Origin of the sequence: Paenirhizobium cremeum (assembly GCF_022884085.1) — a bacterium.
Lineage (GTDB): Bacteria > Pseudomonadota > Alphaproteobacteria > Rhizobiales > Rhizobiaceae > Allorhizobium > Allorhizobium cremeum.
The window spans coordinates 1-16,101 of sequence record NZ_JAGGCS010000008.1 but is presented as its reverse complement, the minus strand read 5'-3'; the positions used below and the strand labels follow the sequence as shown (position 1 = coordinate 16,101).

The window sequence follows — 16,101 nt, the reverse complement described above, 5'->3', positions numbered from 1 at the left end:
TGCGGCCATCCTGTACGGAGACGTAGTGCCCATGCTTTCACTTCTGTCGCTTCATGGCTCAGGGCGTGACGAGACCGATCTAGCTGATTTCTGTCATCAGCTTGCACCTCAAGCCCGCTTCATCGCTCCTCGTGGTCCCTTTGCGGAGGCAGGTGGGTACACCTTCTTCAGACGTCGTTCTGATCGCAGCATTGATGCTGCTGAAGTTCTGAACCTGGCGACAGCGTGGGTCTCGCAAGAAGCACAGACATTTCTTCCGGCACCAGGTGAGGTTATTGCGGTGGGATATTCGAGCGGCGCGATCTTCGCTGAAGCGTTACTCTCGGTCGCTCCTGAAAGGCTCGCGGGCGCGATCCTTATGCGTCCCGAACCGCTCTCCCCGAACTTCAAGTTCCCGGGAATGTCAGCTAAACCCGTTCTTATCGTGGCAGGCCAACATGACGAGCGTCGACGGCCCGACGACGCTGCCATTCTTGCTGAGCAGTTGAGCAAGGCTGGGGCTCGGGTCTCACTTCATGTTATAAATGCTGAGCATGGCTGGGCCGGTGACAATGCGGACGTTATGCTAGCCCGCTCCTGGCTAGCGACCGCCGCCGCCCACTAGTCCGCTCTTGGCGCACAGGCGACGCGACGCCGCCACGAGGCTATGTCCGCTCTTGGATACGCTCGATGACGACCTTTACCACTGAATTGAAGGCCCAACGCGGACACACAACCACCCACAGCCTACCCCTACTGAACCTTATCGAGCATCTTGTAATACATGCCGACCAGCGGCAGGAACCACGGTTTGCCGAAATGGCCCGGCACGGCGGGCCAGTCGAGGCCTTTGAGCGGGTTGCGGTCGGACTTTCCGAGGATCGCGTCCGCCATAATCATGCCGAGATGGGTGGAAAGCTGGGCGCCGTGGCCTGAATAGCCCATCGCATACCAAAAGCCGTCGTGATAGCCGGCGCGCGGGTAGCGGTCCTTGGTCATGTCGACAAGGCCGCCCCAGCAATAGTCGATCTCGACCTTGGCGAGCTGGGGAAAGATCCGGGCGAGGCTTTCACGCAGGATCTCGCCGCTCTTGGCATCCGAGCGCTGGTCGGATGTGGCGGAGAAACGGGCGCGGCCGCCAAAGATCAGGCGGTTGTCAGGCGACAGGCGGAAATAATTACCGATGTTCATCGTGTTGACGCAGGTGCGGTTGCCCGGCATCGTCGCGGCGACCTCGGCATCGGTCAGCGGACGGGTCGCGATGATGAAGCTGCCGACGGCAATGATGCGTCGGCGGAAATAGCCGAAGTTCGGCGTGGTATAGGCGCCGGTCGCAACCAGAACCTGATTGGCGGTCACCGTTCCGCGCTTCGTCCGCAGGCTGTGGCGGTTGCCGTTCTTGTCCTGCGCGACGACGGCCGCATCCTCGTGGATCACGGCACCGTGGCGGCGGGCCGCTTCGGCAAGGCCAACGACATAGCGGCCCATATGCATCATCGCGCTCTTCTTCGACAGCATGGCGCCGTAGAAGGGCGAGCCGATCTCGCTTTTCAGGTCGGCGCTGCTCAGAAGAGCGGTATCCGGATCGACTTCGGCATGCAGCGCCTCGAAATTGCGCGCCAGAGTCTCGAAATGCTGTGGCTTGGAGGCGAGTTTCAGCTTGCCGGCACGGCGGAAGTTGCAATCGATGCCCTCTTCCGCCACCAGCGCCTCGATGGTGTCGACGGAATCGTCGAGCGCCTTGTAGAGGGCGATGGCGCGTTCCTTCCCGAGTTCGGCCTTGGCCGAGAGATAGCTGTGCGCCAGCCCGTTGTTGAGATGGCCGCCATTGCGGCCGGAGGCTCCGGCGCCGACCCGTTCCGCCTCCAGCACGACCACGCGCGTTCCCGCTTTCGCGAGCTGCCGCGCCGCCGCAAGGCCGGTGAAGCCGCCGCCGATCACGGCCACGTCGTAGTGACCTTCGACCGGGCCTTGCGCAGCCCCGGAAAAGACCGGGGCGGTGTCGTGCCAGTAGGACAGGAACTTCATGGGTCTATGCCTTTCCTTCAGAGCCCGACGACGCCGGGCAGGCCGGAAATGTCGGCGATCTCGACATAGCCGTAATAGGGATTTGCCGGCTCGTGACCGCGATTGACCCAGACCTTGTTCTTGATGCCGAGATCATGCGCCGACATCAGGTCGTAGCGGAAGGACGAGGAGCAGTGAAGAATGTCCTCCGGGCCGCAGCCAAGCATGTCGAACATGTATTCGAAGGCCTTGAAGCGCGGCTTGTATGCGTTGGCCTGCTCGGCGGTGTAGACCGCATGGAAGGGTGCGCCGAGCTTCTCGACATTCGACATGATCTGCGAGTTCATCGCGTTGGACAGGATGACCAGCGGGATTTCCTTGGCGACCTTGGCAAGCCCTGCCGGAACGTCGGCATGCGGACCCCAGGTCGGCACCCGCTCATAGACCATCTTCGCGTCTTCTTCCCTGAAGGCGACGCCGTTGCGCTTGCAGGTCCGCTCGATCGCGTTGTGGACCACGTCCGCATAGGGCTTCCAGTCGCCCATGATCTCGTCGAGGCGGTAGGCTGCGAAGTTCTTGACGAATTCGGCCATGCGCGGCTCGTCGAGCTCTGCGCTGTAGAGGTCGCGGGCTGCTTCCGCCATCTGGAAATTAATCAGCGTGCCGTAGCAGTCGAAGGTGATGTATTTCGGGCGGAAGTGGCTCATGCTTTTCATCCTTGCGATTGAGCGGGATCAGATGCGTCGTCCAGATCATAGGATGGACCGGGGACGACGACGCTACTGAATTGGCCTGCCTTGAAGCAGAATGTTTCGTATCCCGAGCGTGGTTTGGCAGAGAGTTGCGGCGGATCGCGGTAAAAGCCCGCCTTCAAGGGCCAGAAAGTCGCCTTGCCCGGCAGAGGCTCCAGCATAAGATGCGGTGAGCCCATATTGCTACGGCGAAAGATACCGCGACGGGAGCCGCCTTCAGACGATCTTCCGGCGCTGAACGCAGAGACTTGTGGGCAGCTAACAAGGAACTGCCCATGCAGACAAATCAAATCGATCTCGTGGCCTTTGCCCCCCGGCATCTGGAGGGGGCGCTTGCCCTTTCCCAGCAGGCCGGCTGGCCTCATCGCCTCGAGGACTGGCAGATGGCGCTCGCGCTCAGCGAAGGCTTCGTCGCCGTGGATGATAGCGGGCGCGTCGTCGCGACCGTGCTCGTCACGTCTTACAAGAACGATTGCGCCACCATCAACATGGTCATCGTCGATGAAGCCATGCGCGGCCGCGGGCTGGGCCGCAAGCTGATGGACGCCGCTCTTTCGCTGGCGGGCGAGCGCCCATTGCGTCTCATCGCCACCACCGACGGATTGCCGCTCTACCAGAAGCTCGGCTTTGAGGAGACCGGCACCGTTCTGCAATTCCAGGGACCGGTTTCCCCGGTCGCGGCACCGGCAGGCGTTCATGCCGCCTCGCCGGCCGATATTCCGGCCATTGCCGAACTCGACCGACAGGCCTTTGGCGCGGACCGGGAAGGGCTGATCGCCTATCTCGCCAATGTCGACCGCTTCGCCGTCATCCGGCAAAGCGGAAAGGTCAGCGGCTTCGCAGCCCTGCGCGATTTCGGGCGCGGCGAGCTGGTCGGCCCGGTCGTCGCCTCGGATCTGGATGACGCAAGCGCGCTGATTTCCTATTTCGCCGCCAGCCGGCCGGGCGCCTTCCTGCGCATCGACACAACGTTGGATACCGGGCTTGCCCCTTTCCTTTCGGGGATCGGTCTCCAGCATGTCGGCGGCGGCATCGCCATGCAGCGCCCGCCGAGACCCGCAGCACAAAATTCCAAGACCAGGACATTCGCCCTCGCCAGCCAGGCGCTGGGCTGAAACGGAGACTGCCATGTACAGCAATTCCCTCATCGAACTCGACCGCGCCCATCTGGTGCATCCGGTCGCTTCCTATCGCGGCCATGAGAAGCAGGGCGTTCGCGTCCTCGCCTCTGCCTCCGGCGCGACCGTGACAGACGCATCGGGCAAGCAACTGGTCGATGGCTTCGCCGGTCTCTGGTGTGTCAATGCCGGTTACGGTCACGAAAGCATCGTCGAGGCCGCCACGCGGCAATTGCGCGAACTGCCCTATGCGACCGCCTATTTCGGCCTCGGCTCGGAGCCGGCCATCCGGCTTGCGGCCGAACTTGCCGAACGCGCACCGGGCGACCTCAACCACGTCTATTTCACCCTCGGCGGCTCGGATGCCGTCGACAGCACGATCCGCTTCGTCCGCTATTACTGGATCGCCCGCGGCCAGCCGCAGCGCGACCAGTTCATCTCGATCGAGCAGGGCTATCACGGCTCATCGACGGTCGGCGCAGGCCTCACGGCGCTTCCCGCCTTCCATGCCGGCTTCGGCGTACCGTTCGACTGGCAGCACAAGATCCCGTCCCATTACGCCTATCGCAACCCGGTCGGCGAGAACCCGCAGGCGATCATCGCCGCTTCGGTCGCGGCTCTTCGCGCCAAGGTCGAGGCTCTCGGCCCGGACCGGGTCGCAGCATTCTATGCCGAGCCGATCCAGGGTTCGGGTGGCGTACTGGTGCCGCCGAAGGGCTGGATGAAGGCCATGTGCGAGGTCTGCCGCGAGTTGGACATCCTCTTCATCGCCGACGAGGTCATCACCGGTTTCGGCCGCACCGGCCCGCTGTTCGCCTGCACCGAGGACGAGATCGTCCCGGACTTCATGACCACCGCCAAGGGCCTCACTTCGGGTTATGTGCCGATGGGTGCGGTCTTCATGTCGGACCGGGTGTATGATGTCATTGCCGATGCGGCCGGCGCTTCGGCGGTCGGGCATGGCTACACCTATTCCGCCCATCCGGTCAGCGCCGCCGTCGGGCTGGAAGTGCTGCGGCTTTATGAGAACGGCCTTCTGGAAAACGGTGTGAAAGCCGGCGCTCGCCTGATGGCCGGCCTCGAAGCCCTCAAGGATCACCCGCTGGTTGGCGATGTGCGCGGCCGTGGCATGCTTGCCGCCGTCGAACTCGTCGTCGACAAGCAGAAGAAGACGCCGCTTCCGGCGGCTGCCGAACCGGCGCGCCGCATTTTCGACCGCGCCTGGGATAACGGCCTCGTCATCCGCGCCTTCGCCAACGGCATTCTTGGCTATGCCCCGCCGCTCTGCTGCACGGACGCCGATATCGACGCCATTATCGAGCGAACCCGCCGCACGCTGGACCAGACGCTGGAGGATACGGACGTCCGCGCGGCGATGACCTGAGCGGGTTCAAGGGAAAACCGAGGGTTCCGCGAGTCCCCAAAATATCGCGGAACTGTCATATTCGGAATTTTGTGCCGCCTCGCCGCTTCATTTCGGAGGATCCGGCGCGACACACCTGCGAAACTAAAGGGGTCGGAAAGAGCTATAGAACCCAAGAAAAAGGGGCTTTCCGGCTTGCAGGGCGGTTTCACCGCCATCGCATCGAACAGAATTTTCTTCTGCACCACGCCTCTTGAAGACGTGCTGAACTGGGAACGTGAACGTGGCAAAGAGCCTTTCGCAATTCAGATACATGACTTTTGATGTGGTCGGCACACTCATCGACTTCGAGGGCGGCATCAAGGATTGCCTCTCGGCGATCGCTGCCGAAGCCGGCGTTTCTGTTGACGGAGAGGAAGCTCTCTCGCTCTATCGGGCGGCGCGTTATTCGGATGACGCCGATCTCTTTCCGGATGATCTCGTGCGCGTCTATCTCGTAATCGCGCCGAAGCTCGGTCTTCCCGCCGAACGGAAATACGGCGAGCGGCTGCGCGATTCCGCCAAGAGCTGGAAGGGCTTTCCCGATAGCGCCGAAGCGCTTGCCAGTCTCGGCAAGACCCACAAGCTCATCGCCATGACCAATGCCCGCCGCTGGGCGTTCGAATATTTCTCGAAGGAACTCGGCAATCCCTTCCATGCCGCCTTCACCGCCGACGATACCGGCACCGAAAAGCCGGATCCGGCCTTCTTCCAGAAGGTTTTCGATTTCGTTGCCACCGAAGGCAACAGCAAGGACGACATCCTGCATGTCGCCCAGAGCCAGTACCACGATATCGGCATTTCCCGGAAACTCGGCATGACCAATTGCTGGATCGAGCGTCGCCACGCCCAGAAGGGATATGGCGGCACCATCGAGCCGGCCGAGTTTACCAAGCCGGACTACCACTTCACCTCCATGGCCGGCCTTGCCGATGCCGTGAAAGAAGCAAGCGCCTGAACTTCAGCCTTCGGAGCGGACCCGGCCCGAACGGCCGGCCGCTTTGCAAAACCAAACGAAAAAGGGGAATGACATGAGCGACAAGATTACGAACTGGACGAAGTCCGACGACGCTATGGTCGAAAACGCCATTCGTCGGGGCGCAACGCGCCGCGAACTGCTGCAGTTGATGCTGGCTGGCGGCGTCGCCATGTCGGCCGGCGGCATGATCCTCGGCCGCGCCAGCAATGCCGTTGCTGCAACGCCGGTTTCCGGCGGCGCGCTGAAGGCTGCCGGCTGGTCCTCCTCCACCGCAGACACGCTCGACCCGGCCAAGGCCTCGCTGTCGACCGACTATGTCCGTTGCTGCTCGTTCTACAACCGCCTCACCTTCCTCGACGCCTCCGGCACGCCGCAGATGGAACTGGCTGAATCAATCGAATCCAAGGACGCCAAGACCTGGACCGTGAAGCTGCGCAAGGGCGTCACCTTCCACGACGGCAAACCGCTGACTGCAGACGACGTGGTGTTCTCGCTGAAGCGTCACCTGGACAAGGCTGTCGGCTCCAAGGTCGCCAAGATCGCCGCCCAGATGACCGGCTTCAAGGCCGTCGACAAGGAAACCGTCGAGATCGAACTCGCCAATCCGAATGCCGACCTGCCGACCATTCTCGCCATGCATCACTTCATGATCGTGGCCGACGGCACCACCGACTTCTCCAAGGCCAACGGCACCGGCGCCTTCGTGCGTGAAGTGTTCGAGCCGGGCGTGCGCTCGGTCGGCGTCAAGAACAAGAACTACTGGAAGGGCGGCCCGAACGTCGATTCCTTCGAATTCTTCGCCATCAGCGACGACAACGCCCGCGTCAATGCGCTGCTGTCGGGCGATATCCATCTCGCCGCCTCGATCAATCCCCGTTCCATGCGTCTCATCGAGAGCCAGGACGGCTTCGTGCTGTCGAAGACCACCTCCGGCAACTACACCAATCTCAACATGCGCATGGACATGGCGCCGGGCGACAAGAAGGACTTCATCGAAGGCATGAAGTACCTCGTCAACCGCGAGCAGATCGTCAAGTCGGCGCTGCGCGGCCTTGCTGAAGTCGGCAACGACCAGCCGGTCTCGCCGGCCAATTTCTACCACAATGCCGACCTGAAGCCGAAGGCCTTCGACCCCGACAAGGCAAAGGCGCTGTTCCAGAAAGCCGGCGTTCTCGGCCAGTCCATCCCGGTCATCGCTTCGGAAGCCGCGACCTCCTCGATCGACATGGCGATGATTATCCAGGCCGCCGGCGCCGAGATCGGCATGAAGCTCGACGTGCAGCGCGTTCCCTCCGACGGCTACTGGGACAACTACTGGCTCAAGGCGCCGATCCACTTCGGCAACATCAACCCGCGCCCGACCCCGGACATCCTGTTCTCGCTGCTCTACACCTCGGAAGCTCCCTGGAACGAAAGCCAGTACAAGTCGGAGAAGTTCGACAAGATGCTGATCGAGGCGCGTGGCTCGCTCGATCAGGCCAAGCGCAAGGAGATCTACAACGCCATGCAGGTCATGGTCGCCGAGGAAGCTGGCACGATCATTCCGGCCTACATCTCCAACGTCGATGCGACCAGCGGCAAGCTCAAGGGCCTCGAAGCCAACCCGCTCGGCGGCATGATGGGTTACGCCTTCGCGGAATATGTCTGGCTGGAAGCCTGACGAAAACGCCGACCGGGGATGAACTTTCATCCCCGGTCCGTTTCCCGTTTGCGTTATAGTTCAACCATCGAACACCATAGGGAGAGCCTAGATGAATTCGCGGGTCCTGTCCCTTGTCCTGAGCAGGTTGCTCATCGCGGTCATCACGCTGGTGATCGTTTCGCTCGCGGTCTTTCTCGCCACGACACTTCTGCCCGGCGACACCGCAACCATCCTTCTCGGCCAGGCGGCCACGCCGGAAGCGGTCGAGGGCCTTCGCAAGGCCATGCATCTCGACGAACCGGCGCTGTTCCGGTTTATCCGTTGGGGTCTCGGCCTGCTACAGGGCGATCTCGGCACTTCCTATGCCAACGACATGCCGGTCGCGCAGCTGATTGCGGGACGCTTCGTCAATTCGATGAAGCTTGCCGGCGTTACCGCCCTCTTCTCCGTTCCGATCGCGCTGACGCTTGGCATCACCGCCGCCATGCTGCGCGGCTCGCTCTACGACCGCATCGTCACCATCCTGACGATCGGGGTCATCTCCGTGCCGGAATTCATGGTGGCGACATCGGCCGTGCTGCTCTTCGCCGTCTACCTGAAATGGCTGCCGGCACTCTCCTTCGCCAATGAGGTCCACACCATCGCCGACATGCTCCGCGTCTACGCCATGCCGGTCATCACGCTGACCTTCGTCGTCTCGGCCCAGATGATCCGCATGACCCGCGCCGCCGTGGTGGAGACGCTGAACACGCCCTATGTCGAGATGGCGCTGCTGAAAGGCGCGTCGCGTCCACGCATCGTCCTGAAACATGCGCTGCCCAACGCGCTCGGCCCGATCGTCAATGCGGTGGCGCTGTCGCTTTCCTACCTGCTCGGCGGCGTCATCATCGTCGAGACCATCTTCAACTATCCCGGCATCGCCAAGCTGATGGTCGATGCGGTCGCAACCCGCGACCTGCCGCTCATCCAGAGCTGCGCCATGATCTTCTGCCTCGGCTACCTGATCCTGATTACCGCCGCCGATATCATCGCAATCCTTTCCAACCCGAGGCTCCGATGACCACGAATACGAACACCTCCGTACGGCCGGCCGGCTCGCGGTTCGGATACCGCTTCAACCTCGTCGGTATCGTCGGCCTCTCGATCATCGCGCTCTGGGCGATCATCGCGATCCTCGCGCCCCTGCTCATTCCCCATCCCGTCGGCGAGATCGTCGACTACGACTATTTCGGGCCGATGAGTTCCGAACTGTGGCTCGGTTCCGATTATCTCGGCCGCGACATGTTCTCCCGCATCCTGATGGGCGCGCGCTATACCGTCGGCATCTCGCTCGCCGCCGTCGCCATCGCCTGTTTCACCGGCGTCGTGCTGGGCATGATCGCCGCGGTTGCCGGCGGTTGGCTCGATACCGTGCTCAGCCGTTTTCTCGATGCGCTGAATTCCATTCCGAGCAAGCTTTTCGGCCTCGTGGTGGTCGCCGCCGTCGGTTCCTCCATCCCCGTGCTCATCATGACGCTGTCGGTCATCTATATCCCCGGCGCATACCGCTTTGCCCGGGCGCTGGCGGTCAATGTCAACGCCATGGATTTCGTCACCGTCGCCCGCATTCGCGGCGAAAGCATCTTCTACCTGATCGGCTCGGAGATCCTGCCCAACATCGTCGGCCCGGTTCTGGCCGATCTCGGCATCCGCTTCGTCTTCATCGTGCTGCTGCTCTCGGGCCTCTCCTTCCTCGGCCTCGGCGTCCAGCCGCCCTATGCCGACTGGGGTGCGCTGGTGCGGGAAAATATCGGCGGCCTGCCCTTCGGCGCGCCGGCGGTCATCTTCCCGTCGCTGGCCATCGCCAGCCTCACCATCAGCGTCAACCTGCTGATCGACAACCTGCCCAAGAAGATCCGAGACAGGAGCGCATGATGGCCAACCTCGTCGAAATCCGTGACCTGAAGGTCGAGGCGACCACCGATTCCGGCCGCCGGGTCGAGATCATCAAGGGCGTCAGCATCGATATCGCCGAGGGCGAGATCGTCGCCCTGATCGGTGAGAGCGGTTCCGGCAAGACCACCATTGCGCTGACGCTGATGGGGCATGCCCGCACCGGCTGCCGCATTTCCGGCGGCAGCGTTTGTGTCGACGGCAAGGACATGGTGACGCTGTCCGAGCGCCAGCGCGCGGCGATCCGCGGCACCGAGGTCGCCTATGTGCCGCAGAGTGCGGCCGCCGCCTTCAATCCGGCCTCGACCATCATGGAGCAGGTGATCGAGGTGACCCGCATTCACCGGCTGATGCCGCCGGAGGAAGCGCGCAAACGTGCGGTCGAACTCTTCCGCGCCCTGTCGCTGCCCAATCCTGATACCATCGGCAATCGCTATCCGCATCAGGTTTCCGGCGGCCAGTTGCAGCGCCTTGCCGCGGCCATGGCGCTGATCGGAGGTCCGAAGCTGGTGATCTTCGACGAACCGACCACGGCGCTCGACGTCACCACCCAGATCGAGGTGCTGCGCGCCTTCAAGTCCGTCATGCGCAAGGACAGGATCGCCGGCGTCTATGTCTCCCACGACCTCGCCGTCGTCGCCCAGATTGCCGATCGCATCGTCGTTCTCCGGGGCGGCGAGGTGCAGGAAATGGGCACGACCGCCGACATCCTCACCGACGCCAAGCATCCCTATACCCGCGAACTGCTGGCCGCCTTCGAGCCCCGGCCGCGCGTCGCCGACGCGGCAGTGGTAGACGAAAGCCGTCCGCTGCTCGAAATCGAGGACGTGATCGCCGGCTATGGTCCGCTCCAGTCGGACGGCCTGCCGCTGATGCGCGCCGTGCAGTCCGTCAGCCTCAAGGTGGAGAAGGGCCGCAATCTCGGCATCATCGGCGAATCCGGCTGCGGCAAGTCCACGCTTGCCCGCGCCATCGCCGGCATTCTTCCCGCTTCGGCAGGCAACATCGTCTTCGACGGGCGCGAACTGGGAAAAAGCGCCCGCGAACGTACGCGCGACCAGTTGCGCGAGATGCAGATCGTCTTCCAGTATGCCGATACGGCGCTCAACCCGGCCAAGCCCATTGAGGAAATCCTCGGGCGTCCGCTTGCCTTCTATCACGGCATGAAGGGCAAGGCCCGCGATGCCCGCATCGACCAGCTTCTCGACATGGTGCACCTGCCTCGCTCGGTTCGCCATCGCCATCCCGCCGAACTCTCGGGCGGACAGAAGCAGCGCGTCAACTTCGCCCGCGCGCTTGCCGCCGAACCCAAACTGATCCTCTGCGACGAGATCACCTCCGCCCTCGACACCGTGGTCGCCGCGGCCGTCATCGAACTCCTGAAGGAACTCCAGCGCGAACTCGGCCTCTCCTACGTCTTCATCAGCCACGACCTCTCGGTGGTCGAGGCCATCTGCGACGAGATCGTGGTGATGTATGGCGGCAAGAAGGTCGAACAGATCACCCCGGCGGCGCTGAAGGCCCCGCAGCACCCCTATTCCCAACTGCTGTTCTCATCCGTCCCGAAACTCGACCCCACCTGGCTCGACGGCCTTCAGCAGGACCCGGAACTGGTGCGTTCTTACTGCCGGAAGTAGGGGGGGGCTTCGGGTGCGGGGGCGGATCGTTGTTCGGAATGGGCTAGAAACTGTGGCCGAGAACGCAACGTCGACTGCGAGGCCCTATCCTGATGGTCAGATCCTCGGCTTCAAAGACCCGTTGACTGCCATACAGCGACAGTGAATGCATTCGCCCCCATTTGAAGCGTCTGAGGACGCCTTTTGACTTCCTCAGCGCCGACGTTCGAACTGCCACTGCCGTTGGGATTATAAAGATTATTTTACCAGTCGTAGATGACCACGAGGAGGCGTATTTGGCGCCGTCCGCGGGGCAGATGGTACACCAACGGTCACGAGACCAAATAACAGTTTCGCGAGCTCCGCCTCAGGCAATGAAAGACGCTCAGCCAACCCGACCAATCCAAACTGTTCGTCTCGGCGAACTTCGCCTAGTACCTTATGCCAGATCTGGGATTGCTCACGTCGAATCGGCGAAGGCTCTTCTGTACGCCAGCCTCGCCTTGAGATCTCAACGAAAATCTGCTGGTAGTTCCATTTGGTAAGGATACCGACCTCGTGTAGTCGGTAAGCCATAGCAGCAACGGATACCGACCACTCCTGTTTCAGTTGCACGACTTTTGGAAGCCCTGAAACGCGTCCCACAGCCCGGAGTGGTGCCTCGGGCATCAAGAAGGCTGCCGCGAACTCATTGGCCTGCTTCTCGGCCTCTAGACCGTTGGGCGCAGCATGCTTGTGCAGTACGAGATGTCCGAGTTCATGAGCAGCGTCGAATCGGCTTCGCTCTGCAGATTTTTGAGTGTTTAGAAAGATATAAGGTCGCGTTCCTCGCCACAACGAGTACGCATCGACCTCTTTACCGTCCTCCCCAAGAGAGAAAACTCGAACACCTTTCAACTCAAGCAGATGAACCATGTTCTTAATAGGTCTGTTGCCTAACCCCCAATAGTCTCGCAGTCCAGCAGCAGCAGTCTGAGGCAACTCTTCTCGCATGTCGGGTAGGTCTGCGTCCGGCAGATCAAACTCGTCTTCCAACCAGTCCGACAAAAGGAACGCGACAGCACCAGCGGCGATTGCTCCATCCCGCTGCCGAGCTGTCATTTTGCTCATAGACCGAAAACTGACTCCTTCCACCTGGGGTATGTCCAAGTCGTCAGCCATGAAAAATTCTAAAGGGAAGCCAAGTACTCGCGCGAATCTCCGAGCTACCTCGTCGCTCGGCAGGTATTCTCCAGCCTCGTAACCGGTCACCGTACGAGGTTCGATACCAACTCGGGACGCGAGTTCTCGCATCGTCAGCCCGGCGCGCTGACGAGCGACCTTCAGCCGCGATTTATTGAACATTTTATGCAGCCTTGCGCTTTACGGGCACGTCAATATCGGGCGTGTCATCTACTTTCTGTGGCACGCCGCCGTCCACACCAGGTATGGGGATGAATATACGTTCAGCCCAGCCGGTCACCATCTGGTCGTCGAAGTTTGACGGTAGGGATAGCTCGGCCCGACACTGTTCATCATCAATGTTTATGAGGAGCATATACGTCTTGTAGTTAAGGACGGTCGCAGCCCGGCGAAGATCAGCTTCCACTGTCTCGGGGAAAAGATCACCCTCGAAACTATTTTTCAACACGGCCGCCTCAGTAAAGAGGCCCTTGAGGGACTTGGTTCTCGGCATTCCAGGCCACCTGCACGTGAGGTCGTCGGCGCTCGCAACTACAATATTGATCTCGCTCGAATCATTGATCACCAAAGAGTAATTGCTCGGGTCGTCTTTCCGCCAACCAAGGGGCACCAACTCATCCCGCAGAGTACGTACGACCATTCTCCATGCCTCGGTGCCCGGGATGAATGGTGGGTCATTGTCAGTGCAGTTCAACCGGGCCACGTGTCCAGCCTGTACAGCCTTGATCAGCGCTTCGACAGAGATGCTCAATTCCATAAGACGGCGACGAGCGTCAAATGGATGCTGATAGAGTGCGGTGCTTGCAACAGTGCTCATGGATAAGTTCCAACTTCATTTTTTTTACCTTATAGCAGGTGGAAAAAATGAAGTCCAGTGGCAAGGTGACTTGTCAAAAGGCGACTCCCCAATGGTGGAAGCTTGCTTTCGGGATGATACAAGGCTGCGCCAATGACTGCTACGAGGACGCAAAGCTGTCCTTAGCACGCCTTCTCGCTCCGGGCCGCCTATTCGACGGGTTGGATAGCCGCACACTCCCTCAAAGCGGAAACAAACTGGTCAGCGGCATGTGGGCCTTGACGATCGGGGACTTCAGCACGACGAAGGAGAAATATTTGTCGATGCCGATGTCCATGTCGGTCAGGCGTTCCATGATCGTCTGGTATTCGCCGATGCCGGCGGTGACGAATTTCAGGAGATAGTCGTAGCCACCCGAGACCAGATGGCATTCGATCACCTGGTCCACCTTCTCGACGGCCGCGAGGAAGCGGGCGAAATCGATCTGCCGGTGGTTCTTGAGGGTGACTTCGGTGAAGACGGTGAGCGTCTGCCCGAGCTTGCCGACATTGATCTGCGCCGAATAGCCGTCGATATAGCCCTCGGCCTGCAGCTTCTTCACCCGCATCAGGCAGGGGCTGGGCGAGAGATTGACCAGCTCCGCCAGCTCGACATTGGTGATGCGGCCGTTCTTCTGCAGTTCGTAGAGGATCTTGATGTCGATCCGGTCCAGTTTCATGTCGCGTCCGCCATGTTCGAGCAAGGGATGCGCGAGGGCAGCATAAAATGCTGCAATCGGCCTGTCGCAAACTTAGCACATCCCCCTCTTCTGTCCATCGCCGAGGAAATTCGTCTTTGAAGCATAATAGTTTGCGGTCAGGGACAACCGCAGAATGAAATGCCGGGAGAGCCGAAACTCCGGTCACGCTTCCGGCGACAAAAGGCTAGATTGGGACAGAATTCCGGAGAGCTGAACCATGCCCGCACCCCTGCGCCATATCGAAACGACAGAGACCTTGCCGGCATCCGCCGATGCCGTGGTGATCGGCGGCGGCATCGTCGGCGTTTTCGCGGCATATTATCTGGCGAAGCGCGGCATGCAGGTGGCGCTTATCGAAAAGGGCAGGATCGGCGCCGAGCAATCGAGCCGCAACTGGGGCTGGTGCCGCCAGCAGAACCGCGACGCCCGCGAACTGCCGATGGCGACGAAGAGCCTCGATCTCTGGGAACGCTTCGCCGCCGACAGCGGCGAGGACACCGGCTTTCGCCGTTGCGGCCTCTTCTATCTCAGCAATGACGAGGCGGAGCTGGCGGGATGGGCGCGCTGGCGCGATTTCGCCCGCACCGTCGGTGTCACCACCCATATGCTGGATAGTGCAGAGGCGAGCGAACGCGGCCGCGCCACCGGTCGCATCTGGAAGGGCGGCGTCTTCTCGCCGACGGACGGCATTGCCGATCCGGCCAATGCCGCACCCGCCGTCGCTCGTGCGATCATGGCGCTCGGCGGTTCGGTGCACCAGATGTGCGCGGCGCGCGGCATCGAGACCGAGGGCGGACGCCTCTCCGCCGTCGTCACCGAAAAGGGCACGATCCGCACAAAACTCGCGGTCATGGCCGGCGGCGCCTGGGCCTCGTCCTTCTGCCGGCAGTTCGGCGTGCGTTTTCCGCAGGCGTCGGTCCGCTCGTCCATCCTGTCGGTTTCGGCCGGGGCCGAGGGGCTTCCCGATGCCCTGCACACCGCCGCCGTCTCCGTCACGCGCCGTGGCAATGGCGGTTATACGCTGGCGATCAGCGGCCGCGGCCGCATCGATCCCACCGCCCAGCAACTGCGCTTCTCCCGGCAATTCGTGCCGATGTTCCTGCGCCGCTGGAAAAGTCTATCGCCGGGCGGTCTGGAGGGTATTCGCTCAGGGCATGAAAGCCTGGCGCGCTGGCGTCTCGATGAGGAGACCCCGATGGAGCGCATGCGCATCCTCGATCCGGCAACGGATGCATCCACCATCCGGCTCACGCATCAGCGGGCGCTCGATCTCTTTCCCGAACTGCGCAAGACGACGATCACGGCGGCATGGGCCGGTTATATCGACAGCACGCCGGATGGCGTTCCGGCCATCGGCGAACTCTCGGAAGTGCCGGGCTTCATTCTCGCAGCAGGCTTCAGCGGCCACGGCTTCGGCATCGGCCCGGGCGCCGGCCACCTCATCGCCGACATCGTCACCGGCGACGAGCCGCTCGTCGATCCGAAACCCTACCACCCGGATCGCCTGCACGCATCCGTCTGGGGCAAGGTCGCCAATTTCTAGCTCATCGGCACCCCGGCCGGATTGAGCCTTTCTGCTTATGCGATCTGTCCGGTCGAAATGGGGGCAATTCACCCATCATCGATAAACGATCTGTGCACCAACGCCCATCCACGCATGGGCGCCGGCATGCGCGGCCGCGTGTGGGACGTTCTGGCGGACTGTGGGACTGGCAATGCTGGGCGAACCGCTCAAACAGATTGCGGCACACGATGCCATGTTGCTGGTTCGAAGGCCGATCGCCGCCACGGCCATGTTTCATAACCTGGCGGTCGTTACGCCCAACGTGAAGGATTTCGAGGGAACCGGTATCCTTGCCGTTGACGCCCCGGCTGACTCCGATTCATAAGGAGCGTTTTTCTCGGAATTTATGTATCAAACCGCACAGCTCGTCTCGATTTTATAACGACGGATAAT

General features: G+C 61.6%; 15 protein-coding genes. 10 read left to right on the top strand and 5 right to left on the bottom strand.

Annotation, left to right across the window (positions count from 1 at the left end; genetic code table 11):
* The first annotated feature begins 31 nt into the window (after positions 1-31).
* Positions 32-604 carry an alpha/beta hydrolase gene (locus J5N58_RS15205; RefSeq protein ID WP_113444160.1) on the top strand — a complete coding sequence of 191 codons (573 nt, stop codon included), beginning with the start codon at positions 32-34 and terminating at the stop codon, positions 602-604.
* Positions 605-732: 128 nt separating this feature from the next.
* Here J5N58_RS15205 and J5N58_RS15200 read toward each other — a convergent pair whose 3' ends face one another.
* A complete protein-coding gene (locus J5N58_RS15200; RefSeq protein WP_113466148.1) occupies positions 733-2,007 on the bottom strand; it encodes an NAD(P)/FAD-dependent oxidoreductase in 1,275 nt (424 codons plus the stop codon).
* A gap of 17 nt (positions 2,008-2,024) precedes the next feature.
* A complete protein-coding gene (locus J5N58_RS15195; RefSeq protein ID WP_113340099.1) occupies positions 2,025-2,693 on the bottom strand; it encodes a haloacid dehalogenase type II in 669 nt (222 codons plus the stop codon).
* A gap of 320 nt (positions 2,694-3,013) precedes the next feature.
* Between J5N58_RS15195 and J5N58_RS15190 the strand changes: the two genes are divergently transcribed.
* The 7 genes from J5N58_RS15190 to J5N58_RS15160 all read left to right on the top strand — a co-directional run bounded on the left by J5N58_RS15190 (position 3,014) and on the right by J5N58_RS15160 (position 11,448).
* Entirely contained in the window at positions 3,014-3,853 is an 840-nt protein-coding gene (locus J5N58_RS15190) for a GNAT family N-acetyltransferase (RefSeq protein ID WP_244711470.1), read from the top strand.
* Between the two features lie 13 nt (positions 3,854-3,866).
* On the top strand, positions 3,867-5,240 hold the full coding sequence (locus J5N58_RS15185) for an aspartate aminotransferase family protein (RefSeq protein WP_112829690.1): 1,374 nt from the start codon (positions 3,867-3,869) through the stop codon (positions 5,238-5,240).
* A 262-nt stretch (positions 5,241-5,502) separates the two neighbouring features.
* Positions 5,503-6,216, top strand: a complete 714-nt coding sequence (locus tag J5N58_RS15180; RefSeq protein WP_112829880.1) for an HAD-IA family hydrolase — start codon at positions 5,503-5,505, stop codon at positions 6,214-6,216.
* A 73-nt stretch (positions 6,217-6,289) separates the two neighbouring features.
* A complete protein-coding gene (locus tag J5N58_RS15175; protein ID WP_244711468.1) occupies positions 6,290-7,897 on the top strand; it encodes an ABC transporter substrate-binding protein in 1,608 nt (535 codons plus the stop codon).
* Positions 7,898-7,988: 91 nt separating this feature from the next.
* Positions 7,989-8,939: an ABC transporter permease gene (locus tag J5N58_RS15170; protein WP_113340103.1), complete on the top strand. Its 951-nt coding sequence runs from the start codon at positions 7,989-7,991 to the stop codon at positions 8,937-8,939.
* Positions 8,936-9,793 carry an ABC transporter permease gene (locus J5N58_RS15165; protein ID WP_113466154.1) on the top strand — a complete coding sequence of 286 codons (858 nt, stop codon included), beginning with the start codon at positions 8,936-8,938 and terminating at the stop codon, positions 9,791-9,793. The genes J5N58_RS15170 and J5N58_RS15165 overlap by 4 nt, the downstream gene beginning before the upstream one ends.
* Positions 9,793-11,448, top strand: coding sequence for an ABC transporter ATP-binding protein (locus tag J5N58_RS15160; protein ID WP_244711643.1), 1,656 nt, complete (start codon positions 9,793-9,795; stop codon positions 11,446-11,448). Before J5N58_RS15165 ends, J5N58_RS15160 begins: the two co-directional genes overlap by 1 nt.
* 237 nt (positions 11,449-11,685) lie before the next feature.
* Here J5N58_RS15160 and J5N58_RS15155 read toward each other — a convergent pair whose 3' ends face one another.
* The 3 genes from J5N58_RS15155 to J5N58_RS15145 all read right to left on the bottom strand — a co-directional run bounded on the left by J5N58_RS15155 (position 11,686) and on the right by J5N58_RS15145 (position 14,123).
* On the bottom strand, positions 11,686-12,771 hold the full coding sequence (locus tag J5N58_RS15155) for an ImmA/IrrE family metallo-endopeptidase (RefSeq protein ID WP_112829685.1): 1,086 nt from the start codon (positions 12,769-12,771) through the stop codon (positions 11,686-11,688).
* A 1-nt stretch (position 12,772) separates the two neighbouring features.
* On the bottom strand, positions 12,773-13,426 hold the full coding sequence (locus J5N58_RS15150; protein ID WP_112829684.1) for a hypothetical protein: 654 nt from the start codon (positions 13,424-13,426) through the stop codon (positions 12,773-12,775).
* Positions 13,427-13,646: 220 nt separating this feature from the next.
* Positions 13,647-14,123 (bottom strand): Lrp/AsnC family transcriptional regulator, encoded by a 477-nt coding sequence (locus J5N58_RS15145; RefSeq protein ID WP_099060665.1) that lies wholly within the window; start codon positions 14,121-14,123, stop codon positions 13,647-13,649.
* Positions 14,124-14,361: 238 nt separating this feature from the next.
* On the opposite strand from J5N58_RS15145, the gene J5N58_RS15140 reads away from it, so the two are divergent.
* On the top strand, positions 14,362-15,687 hold the full coding sequence (locus tag J5N58_RS15140) for an NAD(P)/FAD-dependent oxidoreductase (protein WP_112829683.1): 1,326 nt from the start codon (positions 14,362-14,364) through the stop codon (positions 15,685-15,687).
* 172 nt (positions 15,688-15,859) lie between these two features.
* Positions 15,860-16,033: a PIN domain-containing protein gene (locus J5N58_RS15135; RefSeq protein ID WP_244711466.1), complete on the top strand. Its 174-nt coding sequence runs from the start codon at positions 15,860-15,862 to the stop codon at positions 16,031-16,033.
* Positions 16,034-16,101: the final 68 nt, after the last annotated feature.